General features: G+C 71.6%; 15 protein-coding genes and 1 pseudogene. 10 read left to right on the forward strand and 6 right to left on the reverse strand.

Annotated features, from left to right (window positions below):
* Window positions 1–109 precede the first annotated feature (109 nt).
* From IF37_RS0102520 to IF37_RS0102540, 5 genes are read left to right on the forward strand one after another with little or no spacing between them, the layout of a single operon-like run.
* Window positions 110–1,129, forward strand: a complete 1,020-nt coding sequence (locus tag IF37_RS0102520; protein ID WP_030735351.1) for a phytanoyl-CoA dioxygenase family protein — start codon at window positions 110–112, stop codon at window positions 1,127–1,129.
* Window positions 1,114–2,433, forward strand: a complete 1,320-nt coding sequence (locus IF37_RS0102525) for a DUF6271 family protein (protein WP_253915612.1) — start codon at window positions 1,114–1,116, stop codon at window positions 2,431–2,433. Before IF37_RS0102520 ends, IF37_RS0102525 begins: the two co-directional genes overlap by 16 nt.
* The gene (locus IF37_RS0102530; RefSeq protein ID WP_030735357.1) at window positions 2,430–3,623 is read left to right on the forward strand and encodes a type III PLP-dependent enzyme; all 1,194 of its coding nucleotides are present in this window, start codon (window positions 2,430–2,432) and stop codon (window positions 3,621–3,623) included. Before IF37_RS0102525 ends, IF37_RS0102530 begins: the two co-directional genes overlap by 4 nt.
* Window position 3,624: 1 nt before the next feature.
* Entirely contained in the window at window positions 3,625–4,149 is a 525-nt protein-coding gene (locus tag IF37_RS0102535; RefSeq protein ID WP_030735361.1) for a GNAT family N-acetyltransferase, read from the forward strand.
* The gene (locus IF37_RS0102540; protein WP_030735364.1) at window positions 4,149–5,336 is read left to right on the forward strand and encodes an MFS transporter; all 1,188 of its coding nucleotides are present in this window, start codon (window positions 4,149–4,151) and stop codon (window positions 5,334–5,336) included. The genes IF37_RS0102535 and IF37_RS0102540 overlap by 1 nt, the downstream gene beginning before the upstream one ends.
* A 168-nt stretch (window positions 5,337–5,504) precedes the next feature.
* On the opposite strand, the pseudogene sbnA reads toward IF37_RS0102540, so the two are convergent.
* From sbnA to IF37_RS0102575, 5 genes and pseudogenes are all read right to left on the reverse strand, one after another.
* Window positions 5,505–6,455, reverse strand: a pseudogene (sbnA, locus tag IF37_RS41435) (2,3-diaminopropionate biosynthesis protein SbnA); the annotation flags it as partial.
* Between the two features lie 37 nt (window positions 6,456–6,492).
* The gene (gene sbnB / locus IF37_RS0102560; RefSeq protein WP_030735366.1) at window positions 6,493–7,560 is read right to left on the reverse strand and encodes a 2,3-diaminopropionate biosynthesis protein SbnB; all 1,068 of its coding nucleotides are present in this window, start codon (window positions 7,558–7,560) and stop codon (window positions 6,493–6,495) included.
* Entirely contained in the window at window positions 7,557–8,561 is a 1,005-nt protein-coding gene (locus IF37_RS0102565) for a TauD/TfdA family dioxygenase (protein WP_030735368.1), read from the reverse strand. The genes sbnB and IF37_RS0102565 overlap by 4 nt, the downstream gene beginning before the upstream one ends.
* Before the next feature lie 43 nt (window positions 8,562–8,604).
* Window positions 8,605–11,868, reverse strand: a complete 3,264-nt coding sequence (locus IF37_RS0102570; RefSeq protein ID WP_030735371.1) for a non-ribosomal peptide synthetase — start codon at window positions 11,866–11,868, stop codon at window positions 8,605–8,607.
* A gap of 14 nt (window positions 11,869–11,882) precedes the next feature.
* Window positions 11,883–14,489: a Pls/PosA family non-ribosomal peptide synthetase gene (locus IF37_RS0102575; protein WP_253915624.1), complete on the reverse strand. Its 2,607-nt coding sequence runs from the start codon at window positions 14,487–14,489 to the stop codon at window positions 11,883–11,885.
* Between the two features lie 396 nt (window positions 14,490–14,885).
* Between IF37_RS0102575 and IF37_RS0102580 the strand changes: the two genes are divergently transcribed.
* The 5 genes from IF37_RS0102580 (at window position 14,886) to IF37_RS0102600 (ending at window position 20,219) form a co-directional block, all read left to right on the forward strand.
* Complete coding sequence (locus tag IF37_RS0102580; RefSeq protein WP_030735377.1) at window positions 14,886–15,701, forward strand: hypothetical protein; 816 nt, start codon at window positions 14,886–14,888, stop codon at window positions 15,699–15,701.
* A 157-nt stretch (window positions 15,702–15,858) separates the two neighbouring features.
* Entirely contained in the window at window positions 15,859–16,452 is a 594-nt protein-coding gene (locus tag IF37_RS0102585; RefSeq protein ID WP_030735381.1) for a sigma-70 family RNA polymerase sigma factor, read from the forward strand.
* 163 nt (window positions 16,453–16,615) lie between these two features.
* Window positions 16,616–17,896: an MFS transporter gene (locus IF37_RS0102590; RefSeq protein WP_030735383.1), complete on the forward strand. Its 1,281-nt coding sequence runs from the start codon at window positions 16,616–16,618 to the stop codon at window positions 17,894–17,896.
* A 344-nt stretch (window positions 17,897–18,240) separates the two neighbouring features.
* Entirely contained in the window at window positions 18,241–19,593 is a 1,353-nt protein-coding gene (locus IF37_RS0102595) for a PepSY domain-containing protein (protein ID WP_253915614.1), read from the forward strand.
* Entirely contained in the window at window positions 19,590–20,219 is a 630-nt protein-coding gene (locus IF37_RS0102600) for a DUF5134 domain-containing protein (protein ID WP_030735388.1), read from the forward strand. The genes IF37_RS0102595 and IF37_RS0102600 overlap by 4 nt, the downstream gene beginning before the upstream one ends.
* A gap of 208 nt (window positions 20,220–20,427) precedes the next feature.
* Here the strand turns inward: IF37_RS0102600 and IF37_RS45455 are convergent, their stop codons facing one another.
* Window positions 20,428–26,523, reverse strand: a complete 6,096-nt coding sequence (locus IF37_RS45455) for a LamG-like jellyroll fold domain-containing protein (RefSeq protein ID WP_158727274.1) — start codon at window positions 26,521–26,523, stop codon at window positions 20,428–20,430.
* Window positions 26,524–26,765: the final 242 nt, after the last annotated feature.

Consider the following 26,765-nt stretch of genomic DNA (forward strand, 5'->3'; position numbering starts at 1 on the left):
CCTCCGCCAGGGAAGCCGGTGGCCTCCGCGCGCCCGCGTAACTGCCACCGGCACATGTCTCACGTCCGACCCCAAGGTGCCGTCGTCCCGATCACCCCGGAGTGAACGCATGCACGAGCCCGCCCCCTACCTCCACCGAGCGGCGACCGGCTGCCCCTACTTCAGCGCCGACGGCGAGACCTACCTCGCCCCGACGCCCCTGCGCGACCTGGAGAAGACCCAGCCGCTGCGCGTGCTGTCCGAGGAGGACTTCGCCTTCTGGCAGAGCCACGGCTACGTCGTCGTACGCGAGGCCATCACGCCCGGCGAGGCCAAGGCCCTGCTCGACTTCGCCTGGCGGTTCCAGGGGCTCGACCCCGACCGCCCCGACACCTGGTACCGGGAACCAGAGTTCCGCTCCGAACTCGACCGGCACCTCTACATCTACGGCTTCGTCGAGGCCTACCACCACCAGCTCATCTGGGACAGCCGGCAGAACCGGCGGGTGTACGACGCCTTCGTGGACGTGTGGGACAGCCCGGAGCTGTGGGTCACCCTGGACCGCCTCAACCTCAACCCGCCCAACACCGGCACCCGCTCCCGCTCCCTGATCGAGGCCACCGACGAGGGCTTCGACATCGAGCTGCACTGGGACGTCGACACCACCCTCGCCGTGCTGCCGCAGCGCGTCCAGGGCATCGTCGCGCTCACCGACACCCGGCCCGAACTCGGCGGCTTCCAGTGCGCGCCGGAGCTGTTCCGCCGCTTCGAGGAGTGGCGCGTCGCCCAGCCGCCCGGCCGCGACCCGGTCCGGCCCGCCGTCGACCGCGCCGAGTTCCCGGTGATCCGCCCCGACCTCCAGGCCGGCGACCTGCTGATCTTCAACGGGCTGCTCGCCCACGGGGTGGGCCCCAACCTCTCGGACAACGCCGTCCGCGCCGTCCAGTACCTGTCGATGATGCCCGCCCTGGAGGAGCACACCGCCCTGCGCGACTCCCGCGTGCACTCCTGGCGCACCCTCGCCACCCCCGACTGGAACGCCACCCTGCTCGGCGACGCCCGGCGGCCGGAAGCCCTGCGCTACGGCCCCGCCACGCTCGACCCGCTCGGCCGGAAACTGCTGGGACTCGACTCGTGGACCACGCAGTGAACCAGGCCCCCACCGCACCCCGGATCTGCCTCGCCCTGCCCACCAACCGGGCCTGCTCCGCCGCCATCACCGCCCTGCACGCCGAGGCCGCCCACGCCGTCCGCCGCTTCGGCGCCGACGTCCGGGTGCTGATCCTCGACTCCGCCGACGAGACCACCCGGGCCGCCCACACCCGTACCGTCGCCGCCCTGCCCGAGCTGCCGGGCGTGACCGTCCACCACCTCGACGAGGAACGGCAGCGCGCCTTCCTGCGCCGCGCCATCGAACGGGCCGGCCTGCCCGGCCCGGACCGGCTGCTGCGCCTGATGCTGCCGCCCGCCCTCTCCTACGGCGCCTGCACCAACCGCGCCTTCCTGCTGGCCGCCGCCCTCGGCTGCCACTCGGTGCACCGCCGGGACTCCGACAGCACCTATCAGGTCCTGGACGGCGAGGTGATCTACCCCGTCCACCACGAACTGCCGTGGCTGGGCCGCCCGGCCGCCGAGGCCACGGCGGCCGGCCTGCCGACCCGCCTCGACCCGGCCCTGGCCGACCGCCCGGTATCCCTGGCCGGAGCCTCCTTCATCGGCGAACTCTCCGTCGACATCGCGGAGATACGGCGGCTGGACGAGGGCGTCTACCACGACGTGGTCAGCCTCTGGGCACCCGGCGACTGGCCCGAGGACCGCAAACGCGCCCTGGTCGAGGAGTCCTTCACCGGCGCGGGCACCGCCCCCTTCACCGGCGACCGCTCGACCCTCACCCTGGTCGACCCCATGCGCGTCGACATGTGCAACGTCGCCTTCGACCGGGCGGTGTACGAACGCGTCCCGCTGCCGCCCGCCACCGACACCATCGGCAGCGACTACTTCCTCCTCCACCTGGTGCACGACGCGGGCCTGCCCGGCATCCAGCACAACCGGCACATCGAGAACTTCCACACCCCCGAACGCCGCACCGACACCGGCTTCCCCGCCTACCAGCGCCGGTTCGTGAAGTTCCTGCTGTCGATGCTCTACTTCCACCACGTCTACGACCGGATGGCCGCCGAGGGCGCCGCCCTGCTGGACGCCCGCGGGCGGGTCAGGCCCGAGCGGATCACGGGGTTACTGCGGGAGAGCACCGGCCTGGACCGCGCCGAGAACGTCTGGCGCCTGGACCGCGTCGAGGGGGCCTACCGCAAACTGGGCGGCAGGTACGAGGCGTTCGCCGGGCGACTGGCGGCGACCCGGGCCGAACTGCTGGACCGGGCCGAGCGGGACATCGAGGACTTCGCCGCCCTGACCGAGGCATGGCCCGCCCTGACCGAGGCGGCCCGCACATGAACACCCGCGTCCCCGCCCCCGCACTCACCGCCGCGCTGGCCGCCGCCGGGGACGACCGCGTCGTCTACGACCTCACCGGCATAGAGCGTCAGTACGACACCCTGCTCGGCGAACTGCCCGGCGCCCGGGTCCGCTTCGCCCTCAAGGCCTGCCCCGTCGACGAGGTCCTGCGCTGCCTGGCCGCCCGCGGCGCCGGGTTCGACGCGGCGAGCCCCGCCGAGATCACCCAGGCACTGCGAGCCGGCGCCCCGCCCGGCCGCGTCCACTACGGCAACACCGTCAAATCCGACCACGACATCGCCGAAGCCCACCGCCTGGGCGTCGGCACCTTCGCCACCGACAGCGTCGAGGACGTCACCGCCATCGCCGCGCACGCCCCCGGCGCCCGGGTGTTCTGCCGGCTGGCCACCAGCGGGGAGGGCGCCCTGTGGGGCCTGAACCGCAAGTTCGGCTGCGCTCCGGAGGACGCCGTACGGGTGCTGGCCACCGCCCGCGCGGCCGGTCTCGTCCCGGCCGGCCTCTCCGTGCACGTCGGCTCCCAGCAGATGACCGGCGAAGCCTGGCAGCAGGCACTGGACTCGCTCGCCGAGGTGCTCGTGGCGCTCGGCGCGCTGGGCATCGAGCCCGACCACGTCAACCTCGGCGGCGGCCTGCCCGCGCTCGGCTACCTCGACCGGTACGGCGATCCCCTCGACCCGCCGCTGGACAAGATCTTCACCGTGATCCGCGAGGGCATGGACCGCCTGACCGGCCTGGCCACCGCCCCGCTCCGCTTCGTGGTGGAGCCGGGACGCCATCTGGTCGCCGACCACGGCGCCGTCCGCGCCCGTGTGGTCCGGCTGACCGAACGCGTCCAGCCGGACGGCGAGCGCGCCCGCTGGCTGTACCTCAGCGCCGGGAAGTTCAACGGCCTGTACGAGATGGACCAGGTGACGCACCCGCTCCTCTTCCCGGGCCACGACGCGGCGGAGGACCGCGTCCCGGCGATCGTCGCGGGCCCCACCTGCGACAGCGACGACGCCTACGGCGGCGGCCGGCACCCGGTGCCCGTCCCCGGGTCCGTCACCTCCGGCGACCCGGTCTGGGTCCTGTCCGCCGGCGCCTACGCCACCAGCTACACGACCCAGGGCTTCAACGGCATCCGCCCGCTGCCCTGCGTGTGCGCCCGCGGCCCGGAAGGACACCACTGAGATGCCAGACCGCATACGGGGCATCACCGAGGCCGACTGGCCGCGGCTGGCCGCCCTGGAGAGCGAGGCGTACGCGGACCTCTCCCTCGCCGAGGGCGAGGAACTGCTGCGCTCCCGGGCCCGAGCCTCGGGCACCTGCTTCGTCCTCGACCTCGACGGCCGGCCCGCCGGCTACGTCCTCGCCCTGCCCTACCCCCGGTTCCGCTGCCCCGATCTGAGCCGCCCCGAGCGGACCGTCCACCACACCACCAACCTGCACCTGCACGACCTGGTCGTCAGCGCGCCGCTGCGCCGCCGGGGGCTCGGCACCCGGCTGGTGCGCCATCTGACCGGGGCCGCCCGCGACCGCGGCTTCGCCACCATCTCGCTGGTCGCCGTCGCCGACAAGGAGCCGTTCTGGCGGGCCAACGGCTACCGCGCCCACCACACGACCCCGGTCCCGCCGGACTACGGCCCGGCCGCGGTCTACATGTCGGCGCAGGTGGCCGCCGTACCCCGTCCGCACCCGGCCCGGGAGGCCGTCTGATGCCCGGACCCGCACCCTCCTTCGCGCGCGCCAAGTGGTCGATCGCGGCGCTGTTCTGCTTCCTCGGCTTCCAGTACGGCACCTGGATCGCCCGCCTGCCCGCGCTGAAGACCCGGCTGGACCTGGGCGCGGGCGAGGTTGGCCTGCTGCTGATGGCCTGCGGGGCCGGCGCGGCGGCCTCCTTCCCGCTGGTCGCCGTCCTGATGCGCCGGCTCGGCTCCCGGCGGCTGGCCCTCGCCTCCGCCGGCCTGCTCGTCGCGGTCCTGGCCGCCCTGTCCGTGGTGCCCGACTACCCGCTGGCGCTGCTCGCCGTGTGCGCCGACGGCGTCGCGGTCGGCTGCCTCAACGTCGCCATGAACGCGCAGGGCGCCGCGCTGGAGAAGGCGTACGACCGCACCGCCATGTCCCAGCTGCACGCCACCTTCAGCGCCGGACTGCTCGCCGCCGCGCTGCTGGCCTCCGGTGTCACCGCGCTGACCGGCTCCGTCCCGGCCCACTTCGCCGTCGCCGGCGCCCTGCTGCTGCTCCTGCTCGGCGGCGCCCGGCCGGGACTGCTGACGCACCGGGAGCCCGCCGCCGCGGCCCCGGACGGGCCGAAGCGGCGCCCGGGCCGCGCCCTGTTCTCCGGCACCACCCTCCTCATGGGGTGCGCCATGGTCTTCGGCACGATCACCGAGGGCGCGATGAACGACTGGTCGACGCTCTACATGAAGGACGTCGTGGAGGCGTCGGCGAGTGTCGCCCCGCTCGGCATCGCGGTGGTCTCCGTGATGATGCTGCTGGCCCGCGTCCGCGCGGACCGCTGGCGCACCCGCTGGGGCGACGGACGTGTGGTCCGCACCGGCAGTGCGGTCGCCGCCACCGGGCTGGCCCTCGCCCTGCTCGCCGGCGGGGTCGTCCCCACGCTGCTCGGGTTCGCCTGCGTCGGCCTCGGCGCCGCCGCCGTCACCCCGTGCGTGTACGTGGCGGCGGCCGAGCGGGGCTCGGACGCCCTCGCCCTGGTCGCCGCGATGGGCACCACCGGCCTGCTGGGCGGGCCGGCCCTGATCGGCTTCGTGGCGAGCGCGGCGAACCTGACGCTGGGCATGGCGACGGTGGCGCTCAGCGCGCTGATCGTCACGGTGACCGCCTGCTGGATCCCCTGGCGGGCCCGGACCGCCCGGACCGCCGCGCTCGCCGAGACCTGAGCCGGCCAGGAGGGACCCGACCGGAAGCAGACCCGACCGGAAGCGGACCGGCCGGGAAGAGGTCCCGACCGGGAGCGGTTCGGTTCGGAAACGGATCGGCCCGGGGCGACCGTCCGGCGCCCGGGACGCCGACTCCTCGTCCCAGGGCACCGCGTCCAGCCCCGCGGAGTCGAGCAACTGGTCGCCGTACAGGTCCTGGAGCCAGTTGGTCTGGTAGATGGTGTCGAGGTAGCGCTCGCCCAGGTCGGGGGCGATGGCCACAGCGGTCAGGTCACGGGTGCCGTGCCGGGCCAGCCAGTCCGTGGCGGCGCTGACCACCGTCCCGGTCGAGCCGCCGAACAGGAAGCCCCGCCGGGCCAGGCGGTGGCAGGTGCGGATGGTGTCCGCCTCCTCCACCCGGATCACCTCGTCCACGTAGGACTCGTCGAGCAGCGGCGGCCGCATGCTCATGCCCAGGCCCGGGATCATCCGCCGGCCGGGCGGGCCGCCGAAGGCGACCGAACCCATGCTGTCCACGGCGACGATCCGCACCGGCCGGTTCCAGTCGCGGAAGTAGCGCGCGCAGCCCATCAGGGTCCCGGCGGTGCCCGTGCCGACGAACAGCACGTCCAGGCGCGGGAAGTGGCTGGCTATCTCCGGCGCCGTCGTGCGGAAGTGCGCTCGCCAGTTGCCCGGGTTGGTGTACTGGCTGAGCCACACGTACCGGTCGTCGGAGGCGCACAGCGAACGGACGTACTCCAGTCGCGTGCCCAGGAAACCGCCGTTGGTGTCCAGGTCGGTCACGACGTGCACATGACCGCCCAGGGCCTCCATCAGCAGTTTCGTCGACAGATTGCACCTGGGGTCCGTCACGCACAGGAACCGGTAACCCTTGCTCGCCGCGATCATGCTGAGGGCGACGCCGAGGTTGCCGGAAGAGGACTCGACGAGGATGGAGTCCGGTGTCAGGTTCCCGTCCCGCTCGGCACCTTCCACCATCTCGTTCGCGGCCTTCAGCTTGATGGATCCCGCGAAGTTGAAGCCCTCGCACTTGAGATAGAGGCGGTATCCGAATACCGACTCCAGGTCGACGAAGAGGCTTCCTTCGTTGAAGGCGTGGGGAGCGGAGATCACGGGCACGGCAGGCCTCCTGTTACCAGGGCTGAGGACAACGGCCTCAGCCGTACCGGCGCAGATCGTGGAAGAAGTCGTCGATGAGGCGGAGCTCTCCCGCCCGGGCCACCCGGTCGTAGACGTACTTGCCGACGGCCAGGTCGAGGACGCCGAGGCCGAAGGGCGAGAAGATCACCGGCTGGTCCTGGGGCGGCGCGGCCCGTCCCAGCATCACGTCGTCGAGCGTGCCGTTGAGGAAGTCGCGGTCGCCGGTGAGCTGCTCCACCAGGTGCGGCGAGGTGTCCGCCTTCAGACAGTGCTCGACGTCGTCGACGAAGTTGGCCGCCTCCAGCAGCACCTCCGGGGCGAGGTCGCGCAGCGACACGTGCAGCACCAGCGGGTTGTGGGCGAACCAGCCCGGGGTGGTGACATGCGGCCGGCCGGCGACGGTCGCGAAGACCACGAGGTCGCTGGAGCGGATCAGGCCCTCCGCGCTCTCGTGCACGGTGACCGGCTCGGTGGCACCGGCCTGCCGCAGATAGCCGCAGAAGCCCTCGGTGCTGTCGGCGGACACGTCGTGCACGCCGATCGCCTCGAAGGTCCAGCCGGTGCGGGCCAGGAAGGTGTGGATGTACCGGGCGATCAGACCGGTGCCGCAGAACCCGACCCGGGCCGGCCGGGGCCGGTCACGGCTCAGCCAGTCCGCGGCGAGCGCGGCGGACGCGGCGGTCCGGGTCGCGCTGATGATGGAACTCTCCAGGCAGGCGAACGGGTAGCCGGTGTCGTGGTCGTTGAGGATGAGCACCGCGGAGGCCCGCGGCAGCCCGGCGCCCACGTTCTCCGGGAAGCTGGAGATCCACTTCAGGCCGTCCACGCGGACCGATCCGCCGATGGACGCCGGCAGCGCGATGATCCGGGCCGTGGGACGGTCGGGGAAGCGCAGGAAGTACGACGGCGGGTTGACCGAGTCCCCGGCGCCGTGCAGCCGGTAGGTCTCCCCGACCAGCTCCACGAGCTGCTTCTCGGCTCCTTCCAGTGCCCTCTTCACCTGCTCACCGGAGATGACCGCGAACCCGGGAACCGAGGGGGCGTCGCCGGCCGTGCGGGCGGTGCTCGACAGCAGATCGGTCATCGTCCGCTCGCCTCCGGGGTGGGGGAGCCGTCGGCCAGGCGCCGCGGCTCGGCCATGCCGACCAGGATCCGCCGCTCCCCGGTGTACGGCTCCCGGCTGTGCGCGGTGCGGATGTTGTCCACCAGCATCAGGTCGCCGGTCTGCCAGGGCTCGCGCCGGGTGTGCCGCTCGTAGGTGGCGTTGAGGAACTGGACGACGTCCTCGCCGATCTCGCCGCCGTCGCCGTAACGGGTGTTGAACGGCAGGCCGTCCGTGCCGTACTCGTCCACCAGGTACTCGCGCACCTCCGGTGCCAGCGTCCACTCGTTGAGGAAGGCGATCTGGTTGAACCAGCAGCGCCGGCCCGTGACCGGGTGCCGGACGACCGCGGCGCGGCGCTGCTCGGTGTGCAGCGAACCGTCCGCCCGCCAGGTGAAGTCGATGGCGTGCGCGCGGCAGTACCGCTCGATCTCGGCGCGGTCGTCGGTGCCGAACGACTCCTCCAGGGACGCCCCGATCTCGTCGTTGTAGCTGCGGGTCAGCAGCCAGCCCTCGCGTTCGAACCGCTCCGTCAGGCCGGCGGGCAGCGCGTCGAGGACCTGCTCGGCGTCGGCCACCCCGGTCGCCCCGCCCGTCTCGGGCGCGGTCAGGCACGCGAAGAGCATCAGCCCGGGCACCTCCGAGTGGTAGCTCAGCTCGTGGTGCATGCACATCGGCTGGTTGGCCGGCCAGGGCGTGGAGGAGTACAGCCCCGGGCCGTGGGCCTCGCGCGGGGCGAACGCCTCCGTCTCCGTCATGAGCCCGCCCGCCAGCCGGGCGAAGACGGCACCGGTCCGCTCCGCGTCCGTCAGGCCGAGGCCGCGCACGAGCAGCGCCCCGTGCTCGGCGACCTGCGCGCGCAGCGCCTCTCGGTGCTCGGCCGCCCAGCTCACGGCGTCGCCCGGTGGCGCGACGCGCAGCAACGCTGGTCGGTCCGGCCGCAGCTCCACGTCGAGTGGTGCTGCCAGGGATGAGGACGGCATCTCGGTTTCCTTTCGAATCGCCCGTCGGATGGAGGTACGGGCCTCAGGTGGAGGCCAGGGGCGCGGTCGCCGTCAGGACGGCCCGCGCTGCCTCGGCCGGGCGGGTGCGCAGGAAGTGGTGGCCCCCGTCGGCCAGCTCGTGCAGCTCGACCCGCTCGGCCAGCAGCAGCCAGTCGCGGTGGTGTGCGGCGTGCCCGGCGGTGTGCGGGTCGTCGGCGGCGACGACCACCGTCACCGGCGCGGACAGCCGCACCGGTGGCGGGGCGGCGAGGGCCGCGAGGAAGTAGCGGTGCGCCGCGACGCAGTCGTGCCGGTAGGCGGCGCCGACGCGCTCGGCGTGCCGCTCGTTCAGCTCGGCGAGCTCCGGGTGGCCGCCGTCCGCGGCCAGCCGCCCGGCGATCTCCGCGTCGCCGAGCGCCGTCAGCTCGGCGACGGCGGCGCCGCGGTCGGCGGCCGTGCCGAGCAGTTGCGCGCCGAGGAACACCCGCGTCACCCGCACGCCCCGCTCCTTGAGCCTGCGCGCCGTCTCCAGGGCCGGCGCCGCCCCCGAGGAGTGGCCCCACAGCATGACCCGGGTCAGACCGCGCGCGACGATCTCGTCGGTGACCTGAGCGGCCACGTCCGCGATCGACGCGAACGGCTCCCGGCGGGCCGCCAGGTCGTGACCGGGCAGGTCCACCGCGAGGACCGCCGGGCCGCCGCCCGCCAGCGCCGCCGCCAGCGGCCGGTAGTTGACCGCGTTGCCGCCCGCGTACGGGAAGCACACCAGCGCGCCCTCCGGCGCGCCGTCCGCCTCCGACAGCGGCTGGAGCAGTTCCGGCCGCTGCCGAGCGGCGCCGTCGAGCACGGCGGCCAGGTCGGCGAGGACCGGATGCCGGGTGATGTCCTTCAGGGACACCGCTCGGTCCAGGGCGACGCTGAGCCTGACTGCGGTCAGGGAGGTGCCGCCGGAGTCGAAGAAGTGGTCCGTCCGGCCGATCCGCTCCTCGGGCACCCCCAGCAGCTCCGCCCAGGCCGCGGCCAGCCGCCGCTCGGTGGGGCCGAGCGCCTCCCGCTCCGCCGGCTCGGGCCGCTCGGTGTGCGCGGCCCGCTCGGCCCGCGCCGTCAGATCCTTGCGGTCGATCTTGCCGTTGGCGGTCAGCGGAAGGCTGTCCAGCCAGTGGAACGCGGAGGGGACCATGTAGCCGGGCAGCGCCGCCGCGAGCGCCTCGCGCAGCACCTCCGGCTCGTGCCGCCGGCCGGTGTGGAAGGCGATCAGGTGCTTGTTCCCGCCGCCCCGCTCCACGACGACCACCGCGCCGTCCCGCACCCCGTCCACCCGCAGCAGGGTGTTCTCGATCTCGCCGATCTCGATGCGGAAGCCCCGGATCTTCACCTGGTTGTCCCGGCGGCCGAGGAACTCCAGCTTGCCGCCCGGGTGCCAGCGGCCCCGGTCACCGCCCAGGTACAGCCGCTCACCGGGCCGGTACGGGTCCGTGCGGTACGCCTCCCGGGTCCGCTCCGGATCGTTGACGTAGCCGCGTCCCACGCAGACACCGGAGAACGCGATCAGCCCCGGGGCGCCCAGCGGCACCAGCGCCAGGTCCTCGTCCACGACGTAGACGCGCACGTTGTTCACCGCGCGGCCCAGCAGCACCCGGTCCGGCACGTCCGCCAGCACCTCGTGGTTGGTGTCGTCCGAGGTCTCCGTCAGCCCGTACGCGTTGAGCAGCCGGACTCCCGGCATGAGCGCGAACCAGCGCTGGACCAGCTCCCGTTTCAGCGCCTCGCCGGTCACCGACACGCAGCGCAGGTCCGGCAGCTCGCGGGGGTGCTGCTCCAGGTACGCGACCACGACCTCCAGGTAGGAGGGGACGACCTGGGCGACGGCCACCCGGCCGCGCGCCAGGGTGTCGACGAACCGCTCCACGTCCACGACCACGTCCTGGCCGACCAGCAGCGTCCGCCCGCCGACCAGCAGCGCGGACACCAGCTGCCACAGCGAGATGTCGAAGCACTGCGGGGCCGTCTGCGCCACCACGGACCCCTCGCCGATCCCGAGGTCGTCGATCTTGGCGTACAGGTGGTTGAGCATGCCCGCGTGCTCGCACATCGCGCCCTTGGGCTCACCGGTGGAGCCGGAGGTGAAGTAGATGTAGGCCAGCTGTCCGGCGTCCACCGGCAACCCCAGGTCGGTGTCGGCGTGCGGCTCCGCGTACGCCGTCTCGACCGGCAGTTTCCCGGCCCCCGGCACACCGGCCAGCGCCTCGTCCAGGTTCTCCATGCCGCCGGGCCCGGTGAGGACCAGCCGGCACTCCGCCCGCGTCAGCATCGCCGCGATCCGGCCGGCCGGGAAGTGCGGCTCCACCGGCAGGTAGACACCGCCCGCCTTGAACACCGCCAGCGTCGCCGCCAGCCAGTCGAGGCCGCGCTCGGTGACGACGGCGACCACGTCCTCCCGGCCCACCCCGCGCTCCAGCAGGGCCCGCGCCAGCCGGTTGGCACGCGCGTTCAGCTCGCCGTACGTCCAGACGTGCTCGCCGTGCACCGCGGCCACCGCGTCCGGGTGCGTCCGGGCCCGGCGTTCGAAGAGTTCGTGCGCGCGGGCGTCGGGCAGCGGCCGGTGGGGTCCCGCGAGCCCCTCCAGCTGCTCCCGCACCTCCTCGGCCGACAGCAGGCTGTGCTGGTCGTGCCCGGTGTCCGGGCCGGCCGCCAGCAGCCCGAGGGCCTTCAGGTGGTAGCCGCCGATCCGGGCGGCGCCGTCGGCGTCCAGCACGTCCGCGCGGTACCGGAGGCGCAGCACCAGCCGGCTGCCCCGCTCGCACCAGCGCACGTGCAGCACACCGTCGTCGGCGTGGGCCTCGTCGGCGCCCAGGGGGCCGAACACCACCTCGTACGGCGGCTCGGCCACCGCCAGTTCCCGCCGCAGCTCGGCCACCGGGAACTCCCGGTGGGCCAGCACCGCCGCCTCGGCCTGCTCGGCGGCCGTCACCAGCGCCCGCCAGGACCCCGGCGGCACCCGGAGGCGGCACGGCAGCGGCTCGCCGCGCACCCCGGCGGTGTACCCCGTCACCACCTCCCGCTCGCCGGACAGCGCGGCCAGCACCTTGGCGTGCACCGCCAGCAGCACCGCGCTGAGCGGCAGACCCGACCGCCGCACCAGGGCGCGCAGCGCGGTCGTCACGTCGTCCGGGACCGCCGTCTCCTGCTCCACCGCCTCCGGCACCGGCTCCCGGACCCAGCGGGGTACGGCGGTGGCGCCGCCGGCGGTCAGCACACCGCTCCAGAACTCCCGGTCGGCCGTGTCGGCCTGCACGCGCGTCTCCATGAAGATCGCCTTCCTCAACTCGTGGCAGCCGCAGCGGCGTCGGTGGTCTGGACGGCCCCGTCCGGGCCGGGGGACGGCCCGGACGTCCCGGGCATGTCCACGGCCGGGTTGCCGCCCCACCGGGCGTACGGGGGGACTTCCTCGCCCTTCATCAGGAAGGAGTCGGCCGCCAGCACCGCGCCCTCGCCCAGGGTCACGCCGTAGTGCACATGGGCGCCGACGCCCAGCGTGCAGCCGGCGCCCAGCGTGATGACGTCGGACTTGAAGGTGCCGTCCTCCTGCGAGTGGCACTGGACCTTGCACCCGGCGTTGAGGGTGCAGTCGTCGCCGATGGCGGCGAGGGTCCGCTCCGTGATGTAGCAGCCGTCGTCGAACACCCGCCTGCCGATGCGCACACCGAGCAGCCGCCAGACCAGGCTCTTGAACGGCGTCCCGTTGAAGATGTTCAGGTAATGGTCCGGGACCTTCCACAGGCGCTCCTGCCGCCAGAAGACCGGGTCGTAGATCGAGCAGAGCTGGGGGCGCAGCGGGCGGAACCGGGTCAGGAAGCGTTCCACCACCACGTAGTACGCGGTGGAGAACAGCAGCGTCAGCGCCAGGTACAGGCCGATCACCACATGGCCCGCCACCCCGTAGAGGTCCGTCGTGGCGAGGGCGAACAGCGTGAGCGCGAAGACGTGCAGCCAGCGCACGAACAGCATGCAGGCCATCGAGCGCAGGTTGTAACGGTTCTTCGCGGCGAGGTGGCGGCTCAGCTCCCGGCCCGTGCGCAGGTGGTCGAACCGGGCGTCCCGGTCCACCGAGCGGGGGATCTCGAAGCACGGCGAACCGAGCAGCCCCACCCCCTCCCGCAGCTCACCGTCGAGCGGCACCATCACCTTCGTCGCGAGGAGGCAGTTCTCGCCCGTCCTGCCGCCGGAGGGGTAGGCGATGTTGTTCCCCAGGAAGTTGCGCGGACCGATCGACACCCGGGACACCCGGAAGGAGGTGCTGGAGTAGTCCGCGTTGATCAGCGAGAGCCCGTCGGCCACCATCGTGCCGCTGCCGACGGAGACCAGGAACGGCGTCTCGTGCTGCACCTCGGTGCCGAAGTTGGACCCGGTCTGCTCCACCCGCGACAGGTCGTAGCCCAGTCCGCGCAGGTAGTGCACGATGTACGAGCTGTCCCCGAACAGCCAGGCGAAGAACTTGACGTTCGTCATCCGGGCCGCCGCGCGGTGCAGCGTGTAGTGCAGGCCGTAGAGCGGGTAGACCCGGTCGGGCCGGACCGGCAGGCTCAGCAGCCGCGGGACGGTGCACAGGACGACGAGCCCCAGCACGACGAAGCCGAAGAACAGGACGAGCGAGACGGCCAGCGCGTCCGGGACCAGTTCCCCCCGGGTCAGCACGGCCGTCTCCGGATCGAGCCGCTTGCCGACCGCCGGCACCTCGGTGAAGACCATGTACATCCCGCCGACCGCGAGCGGCACGTACACGAAGAGCAGCTGGAGCAGCGTGACCGTGCCGAACCAGGTCCGGCGCCCGGTGCCGCACCTGGCCGGCGGCACCCGCACGTAGTCGACGCGCGTGGGCTCCGCCGGGGACCCGTGCCAGCGCTCGCCGGCCGGGACCGCCTGACCGCTGTGCAGCGCGGAGGCATGGCCGAGCTGGGCGCCGTCGCCCATCGAGGTGCCGATGTCCAGGACGGTCTTCTCGCCGATGAACACGTCCCGGCCGAGCGTGACCCGGCCGGTCTGCACCCGGCCCGCGTGGACCCGGTAGCAGAGGAAGAAGGAGTCCTTGCGGATCACCGTCCCGGCGCCGATCGTCACCAGGTCGGTGCAGACCGGCACGGAGTGGGAAAGGATCGTGACCCCTTTGCCGATCCGCGCGCCCAGCGCCCGGAGATACAGCACATACAGCGGGGTACCGGCGAGGAGCACCATCGGATTCGCGTGCAGCAGTACCTTGACGAGCCAGAAACGCAGATAGGCCATTCCCCACACCGGGAACTCGCCCGGTTTCCACCTGCCGACGAGAAGCCATTTCGCCATGACCGGGAAGGCGCACAACGCCAGGAATCCAAGGCTTCCGAACAGCAGTGACCGAACGTAGATGTCCAGTGCACCGGAACCGGTGGCGATCCATTCGTAGCCGCGCGCCGTGACGAATCCGGAGACGAGGGAGTACCCCAGGAAGACCAGCAGCTGGAACGCCCCGCACAGCCGATGGCTCCACGCGCCGGCGCGTGCGGCCGGAGCGGGTGCGGACGGCACGGCGGCGTCTGTTGCCGGTGATACCGGTGATGCGGGTGACGCCGTGAGTGTCGCTTCCGCCGGGACAACGGCCGGAACGACGGTGCCGGGGGCGACGGTGGTGACGTCCGCGACCGCGGCGGCCGGCGCGAGGGCCGCCGTGAGGCTCCGGATCGTGGGATGCCGGTAGATGTCCCGCATGGACGGGGACGGCAGGTCCGGATCCTTCCTGAGCCGTGCGCAGAACTGGGCCATGACCAGGGAATTGGCACCCAGATCGGTAAAGAAGTGACTCTCCGCCGGAACATGTTCGGCATCGACGAGTTCGGCCAGCGCCGCCGCGAGTTTTCTTTCCGTCTCCGCCCCGGCCGGACCGGTGTCGCCCATGGTGACGGCAGGTACGTCCGCCCCGGATATGGGGACCTCGGAGGACTGCTCCACCATTGGATCTCCTGAGGACGTGTGGATCGCCTGTGGCCGACCGGATCTTTTTCGATCACGAACCGCCGGTTTCAGTTTGGCCAGGCGGAACCCAGCCTGCCACTTCGGACCGCCGCCCCCACACACGAGAAATGCGCTCCGGCTCCGTTTCCCCGCGTTTTCCGCACCCGCGCCGCACCAGGGTTCACCCGTACGGCGGCCCCCCACACGATCGCGGGGCACCGGGGCCGGGCGCTGAGAGCGCGGGGAACCTCCGGCGCATGACGTCTGCCGCACGGAGCCTGTCCGGCGGGTGAGCTCCCCTTGTCGGCGTCCGCCTGCCGGGTGCCAGGATGAGGCGTCATGCCTGTCGGAGGGTTTCTGCGCGCAGCACGGGCCGCGGTGTTCGCGGCCGTCTGTGTGCTGCTCGCCGCCCTCGGCCACGTCCTGATGTCCGGTCGGGGGCTGCCCTGGTGGGTGCTCCTCTCCGGGGCCGCGGCGGTCGGCGCCCTCGGCTGGGTCTTCGGCGGTCACGAGCGCCGGCACCGCACGGTGGCGGGGTTGACCGTGGCCGTCCAGACCTGTCTGCACATCGTGTTCACGCTCGCGCAGTCCGGCGGCCGGGCGGCCGAGGCGGCGCCCCGGGTGACGCGGTCACCGTGGGAGTGGGCCGGTCACCTCCTCCGCGCGGCGGCCCCCACGGCCGCGCGGGCCGCTCGGGTCCACGACGTCGCCGCGGACGCGGGCCCGGTCGGGCACGCGCGTCACCTGGCCGCCGACGGCACCCATGCCGAGGCGTCGATGGGCCACGACATGGCGTCCATGGGCATGGGCGGCATGCATGACATGTCATCCATGGGCATGAGCGGCATGGCCGGCACGCACGGCCTGGGGCACATGGCCGGTACGTTCTCCTGGGGCATGCCGGCCGCCCACCTGCTGGCCGCGCTCCTGTGCGGACTGTGGCTGGCCCAGGGGGAGAGCGCCACCTTCAAGCTGGTGCGCGCCTGCGCCGACCACGCCTTCGTGCCGCTGCGGCTGGTGCTGGCCGTACTCCTGCCGCTCCCCGCCCCGCCTCCCGTTCGGCCGTCCCCGCGGTCCCGGCGGCGTCTGCGGCGGTTCCTGTTCGTCCACGCCCTCACCACCCGCGGCCCTCCCGAGGTGATCGCTGTCTTCTGACAGCCGGTGCACCGCTCCCGCGTCCGTGCGGTGGCGGTCCCCGTCCGTGCCCGTGTCCGGAGCGCGGACGGATCTCCCTCACACCCGTGCGACCACCGAGGGCCTCAAGGCCGTGCTCGGCCCGTCCGCGCGGGATTCCGGAAGGACCCACGGGATCATGACCCCTGCCCTGCCCACCGTGCCCGACGAGACGGTCACCGCCTGGGCGCTCGCCGCCGCCGGTGGCGACGGCGAAGCGGTCGACCGCTTCGTCCGCGCGCTCCAACGCGACGTGCGCCGCTACGTGACGTACCTCGCCGACGACACCCAGGCGGCGGACGACCTCACCCAGGACACGTTCCTGCGTGCCCTGACGGCGCTCCCTCGCTTCGAGGGGCGTTCCTCGGCGCGCGTCTGGCTGCTGTCCATCGCCCGTCGCGCCGTCGCCGACGGCCTGCGCCGAGCCGCCAGCCGCCCCCGGCTGGCCCACACCGAGGACTGGCTGAGCGCGGCGGAACGCGCGCAGCCGGCCGGCCTGCCGGGCTTCGACGAGGGCATCGCCCTGATGGAACTGGTCGGTGCCCTCCCCGGCGACCGCCGTGAGGCGTTCGTGCTGACCCAGCTCCTCGGCCTGCCGTACGCCGAAGCCGCCGAGGTCGGCCGGTGCCCGGTCGGCACGGTCCGCTCCCGGGTGTCGCGCGCCCGGACGGCGCTGGCCGAGTGGATCGCGGACGAGGCGGTCTCGCCCCCGGCCGAACCCGCCGTGGCCTGACGGCTCGGGCGGACGCCTCGGCCGGCAACCGCCGTCGCCGCACGGACTCGACGGCCCGCTCCGCGTCCCCGTCCCGCGGCGGCGGGCAGAAGGCATCGGAGCCCACACCCTCCACTCCTGCATGCTGTTTGTTATTGCAATTCACAAGCAATAAGGTCGGGTTGTGCACTCCTCCCCACCCCCTCGCCCAGGACGGCGGTCAGTTCTGCGGGACGTCGCCTTCCTGCGGCTGTGGGCCGGCGCCACGGCATCGGGCCTGGCCACCTGGGCCCTGCCGTTCGTGCTCGGGCTCGCGGTGCTGGACGGCGCGCTCACCGGGGCCCGACTCGGCGTGCTGCTCGCGGCCCGCACGGTGGGCTTCCTCGCGGCGGTCCCCGTCGCGGGCGTCCTCGCCGACCGCCACTCCCGGCGGGGCGTCGTCCGGTGGGCGGGACTGGCGGCGGCGGGCGCGGCACCCCTCATGGTCCTCGGGCTCGGCCGGTCGGTACCGCTCATGGCGGTGGCCGCCGTCGTCGCCGGGGCGGGGCAGGGCGCCTGCCGGCCCGCCTTCCAGGCGCTGACCGCCGAGGTCGTCGAGGAGGAACACAGGCGGCAGGCCAACGCCGCCCTCACCCTGGCCGTGCGGGTCACCACTCTCGCCGGGCCCTCGCTGACGGCCCTGGCCGCCCTGTCGCTCGGCACGGGGGCGTTGCTGCTGGGCATCGGCCTGCTGTGGCTGCTGGCCGCGCTCGTCCCCGGTCCCGGCGCGCGCCTCGGAGGCGAAGGCACCGGCTCCGGCGGCCGTCCCCGACGGGCGTCCGTCCTCGCGGAGTTCACCGACGGGGTGCGCGAGGCCCGTGCGCACCCCTGGTTCCTCGCCGGACTCGGCGCGCTGACGGCCGTCATCGCCACCGGATACTCCGCCACCGGCGTCGCACTGCCTCTCGTCAGCCGCGACGAGTACGGCGGCGAGGTGGTGCTCGCCGCCGCCACGACCGCGTACACCGCCGGGGCCCTCGCCGGCGCACTGCTCATCGCCCGCCGGCGCCCGCGCGCACAGGGCTGGACCGCCCTGGCGGGTCTGGCCGCTTACGGGTTCGCCCCGCTCAGCCTCATGGTCCAGGTCCATCCGGTCGTGGTGGTGGCCGCCTACGCCGTCGCGGGCATCGGCATCGAACTGTTCAACGTGCCCTGGTTCACCGCCACCCAGCGCGAGATCGCCCCGGACAAGCTCGCCCGGGTCTCCTCGCTGGACTTCCTCCTCTCCTACGGTCTGGCCCCGGTCGGTCTCGCCCTGATCGCCCCCGCCATCGGCGCCTTCGGTACCGGCCCGGTGCTCGCCGGGTGCGCGCTGACCTGCTTCGCCGCACCGGCGGTCGCCGCCCTCGCACCGGGCGCCCGCCATTTCTCGCGGCGGCTCGGCACCTCCTCGCGGCCCGTGCGGGAGAGGGACGCCGATGCCTGATCGTCTCCGCAGCGGCGGCCCGGCGCGGCGCGGCCACCAGTCCCTCGGCGGACTCGCGTTCGCGAGGGTGCGCCCCGGCACGGAGTGAGCGGCGGACATCGGCCCGGCACCGCGACATCTCACGGGAACTCACCCGGCCCCGTGTCCGACTACTGCATCGGAACACCGAAAGCGGCAGGAGCCGTTCCGATACAGAGAGGCCCGTCATGGACGAAAGCCACTCAGCACGCGCTGCGACGGACGTACCCACGGCGGACCGGCGTCCGGGGACACCGGACGCGGGCGACACGAGCGTGCCTCCGGGACAGGCGCCGGGGACCACCGCCGGCACAGGTGCTCCCCGCGTGTCGTGGAACGCCCTCCGTCCCACGCTGCTGCGGCTCCACTTCTACGCGGGCATCCTCACCGGCCCGTTCCTGCTCGTCGCGGCGGTGACCGGCCTGCTCTACACGGCGACCCCGCAGATCGAGGCGATCGTCTACCGCCACGAACTGCGCGTGACCCCGGACGGCGCACCCGAGACGCTGTCGGCACAGGTAGCCGCCGCGCGCGAGGCGGTCCCCGGGGGGACGCTGGTGTCGGTGACCCCCGCTCCCGGCCGCACGGACAGCACCAGGGTCGTCTTCGAGAAGCCGGGACTGCCCGAGAACGTCACGCAGACCGCCTTCGTCAACCCGTACACCGGCGAAGTGCTGGGCCAAGAACGCACTTTCGCGCGGTGGTGGATGCCCGTGCGGGCCTGGGTGGACGGGCTGCACCGACACCTGAACCTCGGCGAGCCCGGCCGCGTCTACAGCGAGATCGCCGCCAGCTGGCTGTGGGTGGAGATCCTAGGCGGCCTCGCCCTGTGGCTGACGGCCCCCCGCGCGCGGGGGCGCGTCCGGCGGATACTGGTCCCGCAAGGCGGGCCGAAGGGCCGCAAGCGCACCATGTCCTGGCACGCCGTCATCGGCGTGTGGGCCTCGGCCGGTCTGCTCGGCCTGTCCGTCACCGGCATGACCTGGTCCGTGCACGCCGGAGCGAGCATCGGCAGGATCCAGTCGGCTCTGACGGGCCCGACCCCGGCCATCTCCACGACTCTGTCGGGCCCCGCCGACGAGGAGACCTCCGGCGCCGGGTCAGGACCGGCGAACGACGTGGGCATGGACGCGGTCGTCGCCTCCGCGCACGCGGCCGGACTCCGCGGCGTGATGAACGTGTCGCCGCCGTCCGGGGGCCAGGCCGCCTACGTGGTCGAGGAGAACACCCGTTCCTGGCCCGAGCGCCACGACACCGTGGCCGTCGATCCCGCCACCGGCGAGATCACCGATCGTGTGAACTGGGCCGACCAACCCCTTGTGGCCAAGATGACCAGCTGGGGCATCGACGCCCACATGGGACTCCTGTTCGGCCTGGCCAACCAGATCGTCCTCGCGCTGCTCGCCCTCGCCCTCATCGGGATGCTCCTGTGGGGCTACCGCATGTGGTGGCTGCGCAGGCCCACCCGCACCGAGGGCCGCGCGCTCGGCCGCGCACCGGCACGCGGGGGCTGGCGTCGACTGCCGGGCCGTTTCCTCGCACCCGCGGTACTGGTCACCGCGGTGATCGGCTACTACGTACCGCTGTTCGGCCTGCCCCTGCTCTGCTTCCTCGCTGTCGACCTGGCCGCCGGCTCCCTGCGCCGGCGCCGCGATGTCCGGACGGAGACGAGCGCGTGATCAACCCGACCGGCCTCCGCTGGGTCCTCACCGTCCTGTTCGTCCTCCCCGCCCTCTACGCGCTGTGGCTCGCGGCAGCGCCCGGCCGCACGCTTCCCGGCCGGCTCAGCCACGTCCTCCACGCGGTCATGGGCGTGGCGATGGCGGCGATGGTCTGGCCCTGGGGCATGGACCTCCCCGCGGACCCGCAGGTCGCCGTGTTCTCGGCGGGAGCGCTGTGGTTCGCGGCCACGCCGTGGTTCCGTTCCCCGGGAACGGAACCACGGCGGGCGCGCTTCCTCGCCGCCGTCCCACACGTCGTCATGATGCTGGCCATGGCGTGGATGGCGGCCGTGATGGACGGGGCCGCGACGGCCTCCGGCGGCCATGGGGGCGGTCACGACATGCCGGGGATGGACATGTCCGGCCCGGACGCGGTCGGCGCGATGTCGCTGACCGGTACGGGTCAGCAGTGGACCGCCGCACTCCTGGCCGTCTTCCTCACCGCGGTCGGGCTGCTGTGGCTGTCCCGAGCGTTCGACCGAGGACGCGTCGCCGCGTCGCCGAAGCGCGACGACGGGGCGGCCGAACCCGCCTGCCATGCCGCGATGGCCGTGGGGATGGCGGTGATGTTCCTGCTCCTGTGAGGCCGAACAGGGCTTCAGTCCATGTGTGCCCGGTGAGGTGCGGACGTCGTCCCCCGCGTGTCGGTCTGCACCGGTGACCACTCGGCTGCTGGACGCCAGTCCCACGGATGCCGCCGCGACCACCACGACCTGCGGACACCGTTCTGCAGATGTACGTGGGCCCGCCGCTCATGAAAACAGGAGCGGCGGGCCCGAGGCCGAAATGTGGCTAGTGCAGGGTGCTGACCTCGGTCGTCGTCAGGGCTCGCGGGTAGACGTGGACGTCGGCCACGGAGCCGGGGAAGGCCAGGTAGGGGGTGGTGGCTGAGGCGCTGTTTGCGCAGCCCCCGATGGTCAGGGGGAGGGAGGAGTCGTATTGGGGGCTGAGGTTGGTGGCGGTACCCATCAGGGTGCCGTTTTGGTAGAGGGCCATGGTGCCGGTGTTGGAGTCTCCGCTGACCGGTGCCCGGTAGGTGGCGACGAGGTGGGTCCAGGTGCCGATCGGTGCGGTGTTGCTGTCGCCTTCGGCGGTGGGGAAGTCGGCGTTCTCGTCGTTGGTGGTGGTGGTCTGGAACATCCAGGCTTGGCTGGGCTTGTCGTAGGAGAGGTAGAAGGCTTGGTGCTGTGTGGTGCCCTGGCAGACGGCGGTGGTGCCGAGGGCGGAGTTGATCTTCACCCAGGCGGAGACGGTGTAGTCGCCGAGTGTGTTGACCGCGCTCTGCTTGCTCTTGAGGAAGCCGGTGCTTCCGTCGAAGGCCACGCTGCCGGTCATGCCGCTTGGCGCGTCGGTGCTGAAGGTGGCGCTGCCGGAGGCGTTCAGCGGGTTGAGGGAGGCGGTGTCGGTGCCGTCGGCGGCGAGCTTCCATTCGTCCTCGGGCATGCCGTTGTCCCAGCCGGAGGGCACGATGACGCTTTCGGCGCTGGCCTGGCCGGCTTGCATCGCGTACGGGTAGACGCGGACGTCCGAGACGGAGCCGGGGAAGGCGGCGTACGGCGTGGTCGTGTCGGTGTCGTTGATGCAGCCGCCGATGGTCAGAGGCAGAGAGGAGTCGTACTGGGGGGTGGGATTGGTGGCGGTTCCCATCAGGGTGCCGTTCTGGTAGATGGCCATCACGCCGGTGCTGGAGTCACCGTCGACGGGTGCCGTGTAGGTGACCAGGAGGTGTGTCCAGGTGCCCACGGCCCCGGTGCTGTTGTCTCCTTCCGCGGTGGGGAATTCGGCGCTTGCGTCGTTGGTGGTGGTGGTCTGGAACATCCAGCCCTGGTTGCCGCTGTCGTAGCCGATGTAGAACGCCTGGTGCTGGCTGGTGCCTTGGCAGATGGCGGTGGCGTCGACAGCTGAGTTGATCTCCACCCACGCGGAGATGGTGTAGTCGCCGAGGGTGTTCACGGCGGTGTGGTCGCTTTCCAGAAAGCCGCTGGTGCCGTCGAAGGACGCCGTGCCGGCGCTGGCGTTGACCGCGTCGGGTCCGTTGGAGCCGAAGGTGGCGCCGCCGAGTGCGGTGAACGGGTTGTCCCCGTTTGCATCGGTGCCGTCGCTGTCCAGTTGCCAGTCGTTCTGGGGGGTGTCGCTGCCTGTGGCGAGCGGGACGACCATGTTGGGCGCGATGCTGACCACGCTGTTGTCGATGTCGTTGACGTAGCGGGCGGCGAGGTCGGCGTAGTAGGCGTCGGACGGATTGCCGCCGGACAGGTCGGCTGCCTTCACGGTCGAGGAGGTGGCGGTGCCGTCCGTGGAGACGGCTGCTGCGAAGTCGATGACCTGGCCGGGGTAGTTGTCGAGGAGATAGCTGTTCACCTGCTCGCGCGCCGACTCTTGTGTCGCCGTGCCCGGGTGGGCCGCGGTGAACGGCGGAATGGTGGCGAGGTAGACGGTGATGGTGGCGTTCTCGGTGATCGGGCGGCCGTAAATGTCATAGGACTGGCCGTCGTCGGTGTAGTACGAGCTGAGCTGGCTGTTGAGTGAGGCCAGCCCCGTTTCGACGTTTGTGGCGCAGGTGTCGGCGTCATCAGTGCAGTTGAGCAGGTCGGCGGTGCCGGTGGAGATGAGGACCGTGCGTGCGTTGCCCTGGGCCAGGACGTTGCGGTCCAGCGGATTGAGCGCGTTGGTCGGGGTGGCGCTGTTGGTGATCTGGGGGAGCAGGTTGTTGGTCAGGCTGCTGCTGTTGGTTCCGGCGTTGAGGACGCCGTAGTCGACGGAGTTGTCGCCGACGGGGTCGTTGACCAATGCGTCGGTGATGGCGTCGCTGAGGTGGTGCCGGCCGTCGCCGGTTGCGCTGTCGCCGTTTACGCTCTGGTCGCCGTAGAGGACCAGCGAGCCGGTGGGAGCAGAGGTCGGGGTGGTGACGTCGATGCCGGCCAGGTAGGGCAGACCGGTGTAAGTGGTCTGTGTGTAGTTGGTGGCAGCAGTGTCACCGGTGTGGTTGCCGGCGCTGCTGACCCATACGGGGGTCCGAGCCGCGGCGTGGCCGGCCATGCTGGACACCGAGCCGTGTACTTGAAGGCTCACCAGGAGAGTTGTCTGCTGCGCGACGGCGAGGATGACAGGGTCACTGGTGATGTCACTGCCTGCCGGGATGGTGACGGAGGCGGAGCCGCCGAAGGTGACCCCTGTAGGCGTTGCAACAGCAGTGGCCCCCCCTCCTGTGGCCTCCTGCACTGCGACGGAGGCCGCGTCGAAGGTCACAGGTGTGGTGCCCATGGCGTTGGACAGGCGGATACGCAGTCCGTTGCTGTCATCAGCGCCGATGCTGACGCGGGCCGGGATGCGCAGCGTCTGCCCGTTGACGGTGGCGTTGCTCCCGCTGGACAGCTGCACCTTGGCGGTGTCCTGCACCGAGGACCACGTCCCGACCCAGTGCCGGGCGCTCGTTCCGTTTCCGTTGATCGTGCTCGGCCGCACGCCCAGGCCGATGACGTGCAGGCTGGGCTGGCCGGCCTGGACGCCGTTGGTGAACAGTGGAAGCGAAATGCTGCTGATGACCGAACCGGGGCACTGCAGCGGGACGCTGATGGCATAGACCTTCAGGCCAGAGCTCGGGCTGGTCTGGGTGTTGTTGCTGTGGTTCTGGTGAACGAGAGCGATCGACGCCGCGGAGGCCGGCCCACTGGTCCAGTCCGGCACCGTGTCCAGCTTGTACGGTTGCTCGGCGGGGTCGCCGTTGGTGTCCAGGCAGTTGTTCTTGGCGTAGGTGATGGTGCCGATGGCGCCCTTGGCCGCGCCTCCGGTGGCGAAGGCGAGGAAGACGACGGAGTCGCCGGTGTTGACCACGCCGCTGCTCGGCAGGGTGATGGTCTGGCCGGAGGCCAGCATGTTGTCGTAGGTGCCGATTCCGAATTTCGGCAGGGTGACGGTCGCGCCGTCGATGGTCACCGTCTTGTTGCTCTGCCAGCCTGCGGTGCTCGTCAGATCGGCGGCGTTGATGCTGTTGCCCGAGCCGTCGGCGTCGGCCGGGCTGGTCGCCGTCGTGAAGGTGCTGGTGGCGGTGTTGTTCAGGCAGCTGCCGGGAGTGTTGATCGCACAGGTCAGCGCCGGGGCGAGCCGCAGTACGTCGATGCCCGCCTGGTAGCCGGCCGAGCGGGGGTTCTTGCCCGTGAGGGTGAGGGTGAGGGTGTGTACGCCCTGTTGGAGGGTGAGGAGCTGACCTGTGGTGTCCTTGGGGATGCCCAGGTTGAGGAACTGGGTGGTGACGTAGGGGCTGTAGGCGTCGAAGCCGCTGATCAAGGTGGACTGAGTGGTCTTGCCTGCGTCCAGGGTCAGACGGTAGATGCCGTAGTCCTTGGCTTTGGTCAGGTTGACCCCGAAACTCCAGGGGCCATCTTTCGGTAGGTCGAAGCTGAAGGTGGCGCTATCACCGCTGACGGCTTTGGAGGTGCTGCTCTTGTTGATGAGCATGGCTTGGTAGCCGTCGGCGAACTCGTACCCGCTGCCGGCAGCTTGGCTGATCAGCTGGCCGCCGGTGCTGGTGGTCGTCGCCTTGGGCACGGTGGTGGTCGTGCCGTCGGTGTTGGTGGCGGTCCAGCCGCTGATCATCTTGTCGCCGTAGGCGTAGGTCGGGGAGCTGGTGCCGGCGTAGAAGGCGTAGGCCGTCTGGGTGAGTGATGTCGAGCCGGCCTGGTCCACGGCCTTCGCGTAGAGCGTGTGCGGTCCTGATTTGCCGGGGGCGAAGGCGGGGGAGGCACTGCCGTTGATGACCGAGGTCCCGGTACCAGGGCCGTTGTCTGCGGTGGCGTAGTAGACCTTGCCTGGTGTGATCGTCGTTCCTGCTGCCCAATGGGCGACGGTGCTGCTGTAAACCGTGTTGCCGAGGGTGGCGTCCAGGGAGAACAGGTAGCCGGTGACGTTGTTGGTGTGGTTGTTGCTCAGGACGAAGGTGCCCTTGCTGTCGAAGGCCGTGCCGATCTGTTTGGCCGGGAACTGACTTGAGGTGACCGTAGGGGCTGGTGGTGCGCTGGTGTCCACGGTGAAGGTTTGGGTTTTCGTCCAGATACCGGAGCCGGGCCCGGCCCAGTAGCCGGCGGCGTTCTGTGCGGTGGCTTTCCAGGTGTATTTGCCGTCCGGCAGGCTCGGTGTGGTCCAGTCACTGCCGTTGGTGTTGTACCGGGCGCGCTTCTTCGAATCGAGGTTGGGCCCGAAGCCTTGACCAACCAGGGTGCCGGAGGAGTTGAAGACGTTGTAGTCGACGCGCACCAGTTCGCTGCCGCCGGCGAGGTCGGGGTTGACCGCGCGTGCCGACAGCGTGGGGGTGTGGGTGGTGGTCATCGTGTTGCCCGCGCTCACGATGGACGGCTTGATGGCGGGAGTGCCGGTGCCGTTCTTCAGCTTGGGCCGGTAGCTGTAGGTGACGGACATGGTGGCTCCGCCGCCGTAGGCGAGCTGCTTCCACTGGGTGGCGTCGTTCATGTCGGGCGACTGGACCATCAGCGTCATGCTGCTCCAACCGCCGGCTGCCGCACTCTGTGCCCGGGACGTCACGTCGAACTCGAGCGACGGTGGGCTGACCCAGGAGTCGGAACCGCTGGTGACCGGGCAGGTTCCGGCCTCGTGACTTTTCGGGTTGGTGCCCAGTGAGCTGGTACGCCCCCCGGGCTCATGGCCCCAGTACAGCGAGGAGGAACTCCATCCTGCGGGGCGGTCGGTGCCATAGACGGCGGCCGGGGTGTCGGAGCAGGAGGCGGCGGACAGCTGTTTGACGTACAGCGAGGCGTGGGTGACCACGGCACCTTTGATGCCGCTGGTGTTCATCTGGTAGTAGGTGCGGGCGCGTTCGCCGTTGCCGGGGTAGGAGTTGTCCCAGCCCTCGCGCGCGTTGGTCGAGCCGGTGGTGGAGGTCGAGTTGTAGACGTTCCACCCGTTGTCCGAGATACGGGCCCAGTCCAGCTGGGAGGGCCTGCCACTCCACTCTGGGTCGACGTAGACCGGATACGTGGTGGTCTTGGCAGTCAGCAGCTTCTCGTCCAGGCCGAGTAGTTGCCGTCCGTGCTGGAGTCTCACCTTTACCTGAGCGCGGTGTTTGCCGACGTCGGCCGCTGCTTTGTGCTCGGCCCGGGCTGCGGCGGTGGTCGCGACCCGGGCAGGCGGATGGCCGCCGGTCTTGTTACCGACGCTGTCCCACATCAGCGCGGTGTCGCTGTGGAACACCGTCCTGCCGGTGTGCTTGTCAGTGGCTCGCGCACCGCCGTTCGAGGTGGCGGTCAGCGTGAGGTTCTTCGAGGTGGTGTTCAGCGCGAGCTTGCGTAGCCGCCGATCGGTTGCCGCTTTGGGTGTTTTGACCACCAGGATCGAGGAGTAGCCGGAGGCGTCCGCGGTCAGTTGCAGGTCGACACCGGGGAGCACTTCCGGGTAGGTGGCGGTGTCTCCTGCAACGACGGGTTTGGGCAGCGCGTCCGGCCAGGAAAAGCCGAGCTTGTCTGCCCTGTCGCGCATGGTCACCATGGCACCGGAGCCACCACCGGTGAAGGCCACGGGCGTGACGGCCGCCTTTGGCGCCCAGGTTCCGTCCGCCTGCCGCACGAGTGTGGTGTCGATGGGTACCCATTTTCCGTCCTGCTGCACGCGCTGCGGCATAGAGGAGTCGGTCCGGGTGAAGGTGCCGTCCGGATTGGCCACCACCGTGGTGCCGGTGTCGGTGAGCTGGTCGATGGTCACCGGCTTGCCGGTCGCCTTCGCCTCTGCCGAGGCCGCTTCAGTCGGATTGAGGCGTGTGGGGGCGGCTGGGGGCTGATCGCTCTGCGAGTCGGAGCCGACTGTCTGTGCTGGGGCATCGGACGACGCATGGGCCGGCACGGTGGCTGACAGGGCCCCGGCAGCCAGCGTCGTGACCACAGCGACAGCGACTGGTCTTGCCGCGGGACGTCTGGACGCACGTACAGGTGCGCGGAATGCGGACATCGACGTTGGGATCCTTCGCAGGTCTCATGCGGTCCCCACCGTGGGCCCCGCGCCGCTGAGCATTCTGAAGGTCGGTGTGCACGCGGTCCACGTGTATCCAATGGCCAAGTCTCCAAGTGCAGAACGTTTTTGACGGTTGCGCGCCCTATTGCGTTTCACAACAGGTGATTTCTTTG

The organism is Streptomyces sp. NRRL S-31 (genome assembly GCF_000718775.1).
Classification (GTDB): Bacteria; Actinomycetota; Actinomycetes; order Streptomycetales; family Streptomycetaceae; genus Streptomyces.

Bases quoted from the DNA above. Each gene is read 5' to 3' on its own strand.
- IF37_RS0102530 (WP_030735357.1), top strand. From the start codon at position 2,430: ATGAACACCCGCGTCCCCGCCCCCGCACTCACCGCCGCGCTGGCCGCC.
- IF37_RS0102540 (WP_030735364.1), top strand. From the start codon at position 4,149: ATGCCCGGACCCGCACCCTCCTTCGCGCGCGCCAAGTGGTCGATCGCG.
- IF37_RS0102570 (WP_030735371.1), bottom strand. From the start codon at position 11,868: ATGGAGACGCGCGTGCAGGCCGACACGGCCGACCGGGAGTTCTGGAGC.
- IF37_RS0102535 (WP_030735361.1), top strand. From the start codon at position 3,625: ATGCCAGACCGCATACGGGGCATCACCGAGGCCGACTGGCCGCGGCTG.
- IF37_RS0102520 (WP_030735351.1), top strand. From the start codon at position 110: ATGCACGAGCCCGCCCCCTACCTCCACCGAGCGGCGACCGGCTGCCCC.
- IF37_RS0102565 (WP_030735368.1), bottom strand. From the start codon at position 8,561: ATGCCGTCCTCATCCCTGGCAGCACCACTCGACGTGGAGCTGCGGCCG.
- IF37_RS0102585 (WP_030735381.1), top strand. From the start codon at position 15,859: ATGACCCCTGCCCTGCCCACCGTGCCCGACGAGACGGTCACCGCCTGG.
- IF37_RS0102575 (WP_253915624.1), bottom strand. From the start codon at position 14,489: ATGGGCGACACCGGTCCGGCCGGGGCGGAGACGGAAAGAAAACTCGCG.
- sbnB (WP_030735366.1), bottom strand. From the start codon at position 7,560: ATGACCGATCTGCTGTCGAGCACCGCCCGCACGGCCGGCGACGCCCCC.
- IF37_RS0102580 (WP_030735377.1), top strand. From the start codon at position 14,886: ATGCCTGTCGGAGGGTTTCTGCGCGCAGCACGGGCCGCGGTGTTCGCG.